The sequence below is a fragment of the Bacteriovorax sp. DB6_IX genome (assembly GCF_000447775.1).
GTDB lineage: Bacteria > Bdellovibrionota > Bacteriovoracia > Bacteriovoracales > Bacteriovoracaceae > Halobacteriovorax_A.
Map to the genome: position 1 here is coordinate 1 of NZ_AUNJ01000357.1, position 10,652 is coordinate 10,652.

At 38.5% G+C, this 10,652-nt stretch carries 8 protein-coding genes; 7 read left to right on the top strand and 1 reads right to left on the bottom strand.

The window, feature by feature from the left end; genetic code table 11:
• Positions 1 to 202 precede the first annotated feature (202 nt).
• On the bottom strand, positions 203 to 1,282 hold the full coding sequence (hppD, locus tag M901_RS11060) for a 4-hydroxyphenylpyruvate dioxygenase (RefSeq protein WP_021278289.1): 1,080 nt from the start codon (positions 1,280 to 1,282) through the stop codon (positions 203 to 205).
• 171 nt (positions 1,283 to 1,453) lie between these two features.
• On the opposite strand from hppD, the gene M901_RS11065 reads away from it, so the two are divergent.
• The 7 genes from M901_RS11065 (at position 1,454) to M901_RS11090 (ending at position 10,563) form a co-directional block, all read left to right on the top strand.
• On the top strand, positions 1,454 to 4,675 hold the full coding sequence (locus M901_RS11065) for a 2-oxoacid:acceptor oxidoreductase family protein (protein ID WP_021278292.1): 3,222 nt from the start codon (positions 1,454 to 1,456) through the stop codon (positions 4,673 to 4,675).
• Positions 4,669 to 4,899, top strand: a complete 231-nt coding sequence (locus M901_RS16580) for a hypothetical protein (RefSeq protein ID WP_053335864.1) — start codon at positions 4,669 to 4,671, stop codon at positions 4,897 to 4,899. The genes M901_RS11065 and M901_RS16580 overlap by 7 nt, the downstream gene beginning before the upstream one ends.
• 6 nt (positions 4,900 to 4,905) lie before the next feature.
• Positions 4,906 to 6,240, top strand: a complete 1,335-nt coding sequence (locus tag M901_RS11070; RefSeq protein WP_021278287.1) for an MBL fold metallo-hydrolase — start codon at positions 4,906 to 4,908, stop codon at positions 6,238 to 6,240.
• Positions 6,241 to 6,643: 403 nt separating this feature from the next.
• Positions 6,644 to 9,610, top strand: a complete 2,967-nt coding sequence (locus M901_RS11075) for a hypothetical protein (RefSeq protein ID WP_021278290.1) — start codon at positions 6,644 to 6,646, stop codon at positions 9,608 to 9,610.
• On the top strand, positions 9,600 to 9,839 hold the full coding sequence (locus M901_RS11080; protein ID WP_034721833.1) for a hypothetical protein: 240 nt from the start codon (positions 9,600 to 9,602) through the stop codon (positions 9,837 to 9,839). Before M901_RS11075 ends, M901_RS11080 begins: the two co-directional genes overlap by 11 nt.
• 102 nt (positions 9,840 to 9,941) lie before the next feature.
• Entirely contained in the window at positions 9,942 to 10,325 is a 384-nt protein-coding gene (locus M901_RS11085) for a hypothetical protein (RefSeq protein WP_021278288.1), read from the top strand.
• 40 nt (positions 10,326 to 10,365) lie between these two features.
• Positions 10,366 to 10,563, top strand: coding sequence for a hypothetical protein (locus tag M901_RS11090; RefSeq protein ID WP_021278286.1), 198 nt, complete (start codon positions 10,366 to 10,368; stop codon positions 10,561 to 10,563).
• Positions 10,564 to 10,652 lie beyond the last annotated feature (89 nt).

Consider the following 10,652-nt stretch of genomic DNA (forward strand, 5'->3'; position numbering starts at 1 on the left):
AAAGTTGAACTCACTTTGAATGGAGAAGCCAAAGAGATCAAGTAACTTCTCATGCTTCCCAATTAATAAAACTTTCTTACGCGTATCAGACATCAAGATATTATATGATAAAAAAAGAAATCTAGGTACCAGTATCTTTTCCTTATGAGGTTTGCGTTAAATGACACGACTCTCATAAGAAAAAGATACTGGTACCTTTTGCCTATTCTAAATAACCGCGCTTGACTTGGTCTCTTTCGATGGCGTCAAAGAGGGCCTGGAAGTTTCCTTCGCCAAAACCGTTGTGTTTCTTTCTTTGGATGAATTCAAAGAAAAGAGGTCCAACATATGTCTCTGTGAAGTTTTGGATGAGATATCCTTCTTCATCTCCGTCCACAAGTAGTTGACGGTCTTCAAGTTCACTAATTTCTTCCTCTACAGTGAACTCGCGCTTTGGAATGTCTTCGTAGTAAGTGTGAGGGATATCGAGGAATTTTATTCCACGCTCTCTTAATTCTTTAACTGTTGTGAGAATATCACCACAAGTGAGAGCAATATGTTGTACTCCTGATCCATTGTGAAGATCTAGGAATCCTTGAATTTGAGACTTTCCATTTTCTTCTTCTGGCTCATTAATAGGGATGATAACTTCTCCAAGTGGAAGTTGGACAACTTCTGATTGAAGACCTGTTTTAACCCCTTTAATATCGAAGTATCTCGTTACTTTAAATCCATAAACTTGCTTATAGAAATCAACCCACTTTCTCATCTCACCCTTAGGTACATTATTTGTGAGGTGATCAATTCTGGCAACTCTAGCACTCAGTGGTTGAGCGCTCTCATCATTTTCAAGGGCCTCGTATCCTGGTCTAAAGAAAGTTCTTGGTCTTTCAACAAATTCATTGAGAACATCACCAAAACCTTTGATCATGGCCGTCTTGTAGACACCGTGCTCAGATTCTTCAACTTTTAGGTTTTGAACCATCTCACCACCGCGTTCAACTGCTGTTTTAATCGCATGCTCACAGTCTTCTACGAGAAAAGAGATTTTAGAGACACCTTCTCCGTGATCTCTTACATATTTATAGGCCTGAGAGTTCTCATCTTTTGAGTCAATAAGAAGGAAACGAACTTGTCCTTGGGTAAATAATTCTGTGTTAAGTTCTTTATTTTGGGCCGTCTTTTGGAAACCAAACTTATAGAAGAGCTCCTTCGTTGGAGTTTCTAGTGAGCTACATGTGAACTCTAAGTGGTCGATACCAAGAATCCCTAGTGGGTTTTCTTCACTGATTTTTGATCTCATAAATTGTCCCTCGTCTATATTCTTATAATTTTATTGAGTCTAATTATCTTTCTTAAGGCAGTCTATTGCCTAGATCATGCTTTTTTAAGGTGCTGTGCGTAAGCAAGAGATGACAAAAGGTCAATGAATTCGCTAAGATATTGCAGCACTTAGTGGAAATTGAGAGGAGACATGAGTTTTAAAATATTAAATGGTAATGAAATCATTATCCAAGGAGGCCTTGAAGCAGGCTTCTCATTATATACAGGATATCCTGGATCACCCTTAGCAGAGTACTTTAATATTCTTTATCAAAGAAAGAATGAATTTAAAGAAAAGGGAATTCGAGTTGTTATTGCTAACTCTGAGGCCAATGCGGCCGCGATGGCATCTGGATCAAAGCAAGTTGGACGTGACTGTTTAGTGGCCATGAAATCTATGGGACTTCATGTTGCTAGTGATGCTCTTTCTGTTGGAAACTTTGCTAATCCGGGTCGTCCTTATCAAGACGAGGATACTGGTGAGACCCTTTATCCTGGAACTGTTGTGGCCGTTGGAGATGATCCTTGGTCGATGTCTACTTCAACTGCAGCGGATTCTCGTTATCTGTATAAACACCTTCATATGTCCTTTCTTGAGCCTTCAACGCCTCAGGAGCTAAAAGACTGGATGAGTGTGGCCTTAGAAATTTCTAAACGAACTAGTCTTTATCAAGGACTTCTTCTCACTACATTCATGGCCGAAGGTGGAGGGAGAGTTCAAATAGGGCAAGAGCGTGAAGTTCCTAAGGAGCTTGTTGATCTTGATCCAACCGAATTTGATCTTTCAAAGAATGTTATGGTGCCACCCAATTCTCTTTTAGCTGATGTCTCTATGATTAAGGAGCGTTTTCCTAAGGTTAAAGAAGTTCTGGCGAAGATGAAACTCGATAAGGTCTTTGGAAATACGAATAGTAAAACTGGATTCATTTCTTCTGGTGTTATTTTTGAGACAGTGAAACAAATTTTTGAAGAGGCCCAATATCTTGAGCACTTCTCTCTATACAAAGTGGCATCATCTTTTCCTCTTGTGGATGAACTTCTTATTCCCTTTCTATCAAATCTAGAAAGACTTGTTGTTATTGAAGAGAAAAGAGGATTCTTAGAAACAGAGTTAAAAGAATTATGTCAAAGACATAAATTAGATATTGAAATCATCGGTAAAGAATTTAAAGAGGGTGATAAGGCCATTGAAGGATTTCCGGCCTATGGTGGTCTAAGTTTTGAAATTGTTCGCGATAAAATGGAATACCTTTTAAGACAATGGGGATTCCACGCTTGTGAGGAACTTAAGTATGAAGAAAAAGGTTATGATGGAATTTTACCTCGACGTCTGCCAACTTTCTGCCCAGGTTGTCCACACCGTGAGACGCTTTCGCTTTTAAAGGATCTACGCTCTTGGCTAAAGTCACAGGGGATTGATCTTATTACTCATGGAGATGTTGGGTGTTACTCACTCTCTTTTCTTCCACCATTTAGAGAAATGCATAATCTCTCTGCGATGGGACAAGGTGGGGCCCTTGGAGCTGGTGTTGATCTCTTTACTAAGAATCCAAGTGTTGTTCTTATGGGGGACTCGACATTTTTCCACTCTGGGGTAACAGATATTTCTAACTCTGTTCAAATGGATCACGATATTACATATATTTTATTAGATAATGATAATACTGCGATGACGGGACATCAGATGACTGCGGCCTCTGGTGTGAATGTTGAAGGGACGTCGAGACCAAGGCAGAGTTTAACTTCTGTTGTTCGAGGACTTGGAGTTGCCGATGTCACTGAAGTTAATCCAAGTGATCGTTTCTTTTACCAAAATCTCATGAGAGATTATATTAAGAAGCCTGGAACTAAAGTTATTATTTCCAATAAAGAGTGCTCCCTTACTTATCAGGCGAGAAAAAGAGCTGATGAAAGAAAGCTTATTAAGCAACAAGGTGATGTTCCTGTTAAGGAGTTTTACCAGATTAATACTTTGGCCTGTGAAGACTGTCGTGTTTGTGTTGATAATACAGGATGTCCTGGTTTGACTCAAACTTTTGATGCCTATGGATCAAAGGTAATGATTGATCCACAAATTTGTGTAGCAGATAGTTATTGTACAAAGCTTAAGGCCTGTCCAAGCTTTGAAATGGTACAAGTGTTGGATTATCACCCAACGAAGTATAAGAGTCAGTTAGGTATAACATTTAATTTTGATCACCTTGAACTTCCTGTGACGAAGAAGTCTTTTGATGATATTGCCGGAGATAGAACTTGGCGTATGGTTGTGACAGGTGTTGGTGGATCTGGGATTACAACAATCTCAAAAATTATCTCTAAGGCCGCTGTTGAAATGGGTGGACGTGATGATCTAGATTTTAAATTTATGGATCAAAAAGGTCTGGCCCAAAGAAATGGAAATGTGACTGGACACCTCTCTATTTGTAAGAACGGGCGTTCTATGGGAGCGGTGACTCCAAGAGCGACAGCAGATATTCTTCTCTCTCCTGATTTACTCGATGGAACAGGACAGTTAGGCTTTTTGGCCCAAGATGGAATGGCGATCTTTGATACGGACTTCCAAGTACCCCTATCAATACTGCTGGATAAGGAAGTTGATCAAAAGAGCTTGAGTCGTCAACAGCTTTTAGAGAATCTTAAAAATTCTAATGATCAAAGAATTGTTCTTGCTCCACTTAAGAAGTGGTGTGACAAGCTTCTTGGGAAATCTGTTTATGCATCGACAATGATTTTAGGCTTCTCTTTCCAAAAGGGGATGGTGCCTTTTTCGATGGATGATATTGATAAGGCCTTAAGAGCGGCCATTAAAAAGAATGAAATCGAGAATAATCTCATGGCCTTTAACCTCGGTCGTGAAATGGCACAACTTGGTGTTGAAGCTTTCGAGGCCAAATATACACAGAGAGTAGAAAAGGAATCCTTTGCAAGCTTAGCGAAGCGAAGCTTGAAGAGCTCATTTCTTCCATGGCAAAAATCTAAATATATGCTGGAAAAGTATGAGAGTGCACTTGTTAAGGCCTTTGATGTTATGGACTATCTTCCAAAGTCACATGTTATCCAAATGATTCATGATCAATTTGTCTTTGATAGAGGTCAGCATGTCGATGAGTTTATTGGAAGTGCTCAGGCCCTTAATGCCCTTTATTCAGGACAAGAACGAGAGATTGCTATTAGAACGATGGCAAAGACTTATATCGTTAAGGATGAGGTCTTTATTTCTCATCAAATGGTTTCACCAATTCTTATCGCAAAGATCGAGAACTTTATGGGGAGCTTGGAAAGAGTTATAAGAAAGTTCGAATTAATCGACCAGCTTTTGATCTCTTTGGTAAGAAAATTGAATTTGATATCTCTCCAAAGGACTGGATGTTGAAGTTGATGAGACACGCTCGTATCTTAAGATTCTTACTACCTAGTTGGCACAAGAAAGAGAGAGAGATTTCTTTAAAAATTAGAGATCAAATTCTCAATCAGATCCCTAAGAGACAAAAGAGTGATGATATTATTAGAAAGAACCTTAAGATTCTTGAGAATATTAAGGGTTACCGTGAGGTACGATATCAGAAGGCCACAGAGGCCTTCGCCAGTCTACAGTAGGTTATTATGAGAGAGTCTGTTTCAGCAATTCTTATCTATGAAGATGAATTCTTCATCATTCAGCGCCAAAATTACTTAAAGGCGTTTCCTGGTTTCTATTCTTTTCCTGGAGGAAAGATTGATAAGGAAGATCATGACTTTGCAGTTGATCTCGAATGTGATGGAGCGACACGCCCTCAGCTCGTTGCTCTTAGAAGAGAGTTGATGGAAGAGCTAGATATTGATTTGGTAATTCTAAAAGAAAAAGGTATTGTCTCTAGAATTTCTATTTTAGGGGAGGCCATCACTCCAGATTTTAATCCTCATCGTTTTAAGAATACTTATTTTAAGATCTACTTAAATGAGAAACTTGATCTTAAAGCATGTGAAGAAGAAGCGCAGTCTAGTGAATGGATCAACTCGCATCAGGCCTTTAAGCAATACCGCGATGGGCTTATGCTTGTTGTTCCTCCAATGATAACCATTCTTGAAGACTTAGATCGTGATATTGACTCTGATAAGATTATTGATCCAAATCTAAAATATAATCCAGCAACAGAAGTTCCGTTAATTGAGCCAGTCTATGGTTTGAAACAATTTCTCCCTCTTTCTAACACCTTTCCTCCGGCCAATAGAACGAATAGCTTTTTAATTGGAGATGAGGATAGTCTCAGTGTTCTTATTGATCCTTCACCAAAGTGCGAAGAGGAGTTGAGAAAGTTTTATGAAAAGCTTGAGGGATTTCGTGTTGATAAAATTATGTTAACCCACCATCATCCTGATCATCATCAATTTTCATGCGAGATGGCCAAGAGATTTGGTGTTTCGATGCTTATGAGTGCTGATACTCAAGCTCGTATTATGAATAAGCATGGGGTTGACTATTTTGATGGCGTTAAAGTAGAGCTACTCAAAGAAGGGGATATCCTGACAAAATCATCTGGTCATCAAGTTCTAGTTCTTGAGACTCCAGGTCATGATGAGGGACAACTCACTTTAATGAGGGCCGATAAGGCCTGGGCGATTGTGAGTGATTTGATTCAAACAGTTGGAACGGTTGTTATTGGTGGTGATGAAGGAGATATGGCCAAGTATTTTTCATCACTCAATCGAATGATTGATTTAGATCCACTTAATATCTTTCCTTCACACGGAATTGGTTTAGGTGGAGTTCACAAACTTAAGAAAACACTTGAGCATCGCCAGATTCGTGAAAAACAAGTTCAAGGCTTTTTAGACAGGGGTCTCTCAAGAGAACAGATGCTTAAGGAAATCTACCCGGATCTGCCTGAGCGTCTTCATAAGTATGCCCTGTTAACGATAGATGCTCACATCAAAAAGTTAAAAACTGCTCCTCTATAGTGGGGATGAGGTTCACTCATCTCCATGAAATCATTTCTGAATTATTGCAATTTCCTCAGCTGCTGAAGAGCTCAGTAAGTAAGATATTGTTTTTAAATTAAAACCCTAGCTATCCAACCCCATTTCTGTACAGCAGTTTTAAAAAGTTAAATTGTTAGAATTTAGTTTAATGCCATAGTTTTTAGGCAAAGAAATTATCACCAGAAGTATCTACGTATATTCCTACAAACTCTTTGATTTCCGTTATTTCAGTAGCTTAGTAGTTTTTTTGAAAAATCTCTTGATGAGTGATCACTTAAATCTTCGGATAAACTCGGCTTAGAGAGACAATATATAAAAGAGTTAATTACTCAAGTTCTTTGCATAAAAAACCGATGCGTTAGGAAGAATGGAGTGTATTGCAATGAAAACGATTAAATTGATGCCACTATTAGTTTCTTTTACTTTGGTTCATAGTTCTATGGCAAACCCAACTTATAGCTCTTATTTAACGGGAGAGTATGGGGCGGATAAGCAAGAGTTCAACTATAATGGAATCAATCGTGAAGCAATTGCAGCAGCTGCGAGTGGTGCAACTCGAGGGTTAGGTTTTGGTGGAATATTTGTAAAGGCTGGTCAAGATTTTGGATCTGGAGAATTTAATTATTCTAATGAATTTAGAGGAAACCCATTACAAACTCTTTCTCCTGATACTGATCCTAACTACATCCCTCCATCTCGTTTTGATTCAGGTGAGTTAAAGATTCTCACAATAAATTCAAATGATCTGATTTCTTGTGGAGGTATTGATACATCTATTGATCTTCCTTTTCAAAAAGAATTTCTCGATGCGGCTTGCCAGCATGAAACTGATACACGTGCCAAGTATTGTGGTTGTGTACAAAAGAAAGTAAAGGATCTAAATCTCGCTGAAGAGTATAAAGGTAAAGATACTAAGAAGATGGTTGAAGACAATGTTTCAACGATGAAGAAGGCTTACCTTGTTTATACTGCTGCTCAAGCTCTTGAATCATTCATGTCAAACTCTGAGGGGACGGCCTATGCGATGCTCGTTAATCCTCAAGCAAATAAGAAAATTCTTGAAATGAGTGGAGGGGATAAAAGCTCCCTTTGTATCCCTGGTAATGCCATGGCCTTGATGAATAGTTTGAAAAACTCGCAAGGTAAGAGCTGTTTTCCAGAAGAAGTCAAAAAAGAAATGAAGGGACTTTTTGGAATGATTCTTAAGAAGAATATTGATCTCTACCCAAATATGAGACGCTTTATGTCTGGGATTGATAGTAGTACTGACTTTAACAGCTACTTTAGAGAGGTTGATGACAGAGTCCGTATGAAATTCTACGCTGACTTAGAAGATCTAGCAGTTGATGGTTCTGCTGGAACAATGGGCTATCTTAAGGCCAGAGAATATTTTCAAGATAATATTGAGTGGAAGAGTATTGGAGATCTTGTTTTAAATCCAGGTGAAGTTGAAGCAATGGTAAATCCAGCAAAGTATCTTAATTACCATGAACTCTATAATATTGGTAAAGATGCTCACACAGGAAAAACTTCTTCTTTCTTTATGACTTATGATCAGGCATCTAAACTAAGAACAATTGAAAATGCCTATTTAAACGATCCTTTATTAAGACAGAAGTTTTACAGCTATATGTATGAGCAAGCTAGACATGAAGATTTGGAAAAGAATACTCAAAGTAGTAGTGATCCGCTTCTAAGACTTGGTTATAGTAAATTGGATTATGATTCAAGTCACATTGAAAGAGCAACGGGTATGACAGAAGAGAGAAGTCTTACGATGGATGCTCTGCAAATGGTTGCAAGTGATATGTACAGAGTTGCTGCTGATGGAAAAGATATTACTGCAGATGAATTTGCAAAACAACTAGAGCAATTTCAATCTGAAGCTGCTGTGATGAAGGCCTCACGTTGTAATGAAGCTTTTGAAAAGGTACGTCAAGCTTGTGATATGGATGATACTCAAATTGTTAAGGAACAAATTAAGAATCCTATTGTTCTAAAGAATGTTGTAAATAGTATTGCTTCGGCACTACCACAGGATGAACATAGCGATAATGATTTTGTAAAGTATAATATTCAGGCCGGGGCCATTGCATGTAATATATGGAGCCCAAAAAATGATGAGAATTCAAATTGGGCAAATGCCCTTTACGATTCAACTTCCAACTCAGAATTTACGGCAGATGTCTTTGAGAAGTCCGAAAGAATCAGTGTGACTGAACAAATGGCAATCGCAAGTGATTCAACTTCAGAAGAAGGTGGAACTGGTGGTTCTCAATCAGTTATTCAAGCAACTGATGAAGAGTATAGTGCTATCACTGGGTTTATGGACTCAACGGCCGATGCCATTACTAATATGAAGACATCAATTGGTTCTGCTATTAGTAATAATGTTGGGACTTACTCAAATTATTTTCCAACAACTTCTAACCTTGGAAATGACAGAAATAAGAATAGTGGATCGGCCCAGGCCGAGGCGCAAGCTTCTCAAGCACAAGCTGCTCAAGATGAAGCCCTCATTGCAAGTTATAATGCCAAGATAGATGCTATGCAACAGCGTCTTGAAGAAATGAATAAGAAGCTTGAAGAAGCTGAAAAGAAGAAACAACAGGAAGAAATGGCCAAGTTAAATAAGGCCATCTCAAGTGCAACTGAAACTATTAATCGACTGCAAGCAGATAAGAAGAAACTTGTACAAAAACTAAGTCAGGGGCCAAGTGCTTCCAATATCGCCCAAGCGACTTCTGGACCATCTTCTCAAACCGCTACACGCGCTGCAACTGTTGATCGTGTACCAGAGGTTGAGGCTCAGGCCGCTGGCGGTTCTAGTGTTGCTGCTCCAGGTAGTGCAAACTCAGCAGGGGGATCTTTTGCAAGATCTTCTGGAAAAGGGCTAAGTTTAGATTCTAATGGTATGACTTCTGATGACTATCTCTATCAGTTAAGAGAGGGGTCGATGGAAGGTCAAGTTGGTACAGTGTTAACTCTTTCAAGTTTAAAAGATCCTAGCATTGGTAACCAAGTCAGAAATGCTGTTAAATCTGGAGATAAAGTGATCTACGCCAATGTTAATGGTGCTGTTTATAGAATTATTCCTCAAGTGGATGAGAACGGAAATATCATCGAAAAAGGTGGGGAAGTCGTCTATGTTACAGAAGTTGTTGGTGGAGAGATTGATAGTGAACTTCTTGAGATGCAAGAAGAGGGTATTGCTAAGAAACCGATGAAGAAAGGGGCTCGTGCTCCTGCTTCACAAGGTCCAGGTATGACTCAACAAGGTCAATCTGATGATGTTAAATTTGGTTATGATGCTATGATGAATCTGACAGAGGAAGCTCTTGAAAAATAATTTATTTAAGTCAGTCTTAATTTTTCTAATAACATTTACAGTCTCGGCCAAAGGGTGTTTGAATTATACCCAGGCCGGTGACGTCTTTCATCTTATCGACCTTCTTTCTAAGCGTTATGAGAATGAGAGCTCGAAACTTCTTTATAAGTATTGGAGTAAGAAGTTCCCATTAAGTCTGGAAGATAATAATCAATTAGATAACTTTAAAAAAATTACGTTCAAAGTATAAGAGAGTTAATTCTGAATTTGATAAATTCTCTCTGGCCTTCTACCGTGCTGACTCTGTCGATGGAGCGATGAAGAATTTAAAAAAGGTTATCAAAAAGATGAGTTGAAAGTCATTGTCGGTGTACTCAGGCATTTTAGGCCCACGGCATCGAAAATCATTGGACAGTCACAAGGCTTTAAGGGAAAGATCGCTCTGCTAGATAAGACCCTTAAAAAGAAGAAAGTTTTTAAGGCCTATGAAAATGCTTTTAAGTTCTTCGGCCTTAAAAAGAACTTTAAGGCCAAGGTTTATTTCTTATGGTGGCCTGATTCGCAAGAGGCCAAGGTTGAGATAGTTCAAAATATCGTCTTTATAAAAGTTCATCCTCTAAAAAATATTGATACTTTAATGACGCCTCGCTTTGTTTTAGGACAAATGGTCTCATCTTTATTTGCATCCTTACCTGGAGTCCATAAGGAAAATTTCGAAAAAACTAGTCTTTGCTAGTTGCGAAAAGAAGAATTTCTATGACGTTATAAGTTACTCTATGGGTCATTTGGCATTTCTTCAAAAAACTCAGAAGAAAGAATTCAATCTCTTTCAAGAGCATTTCCCTTCTAAGAAGGATAATATTAAATCAATTCTCTTCTATGAGCTCTATCAGAGTGAGTCGAAGCAGCGCCAAAAATTCTTTGGTAAATTTGCTAATCAAGTTAAGTTTATTTGTGACCAGCTGAGTTACTAATAACACGTTGTGTCCTTGTCACTACCTATGTAACCAAGTAAAATCCTTGGATAATGAATTTATGACAAGGAAATGTAATGGACGTTCTT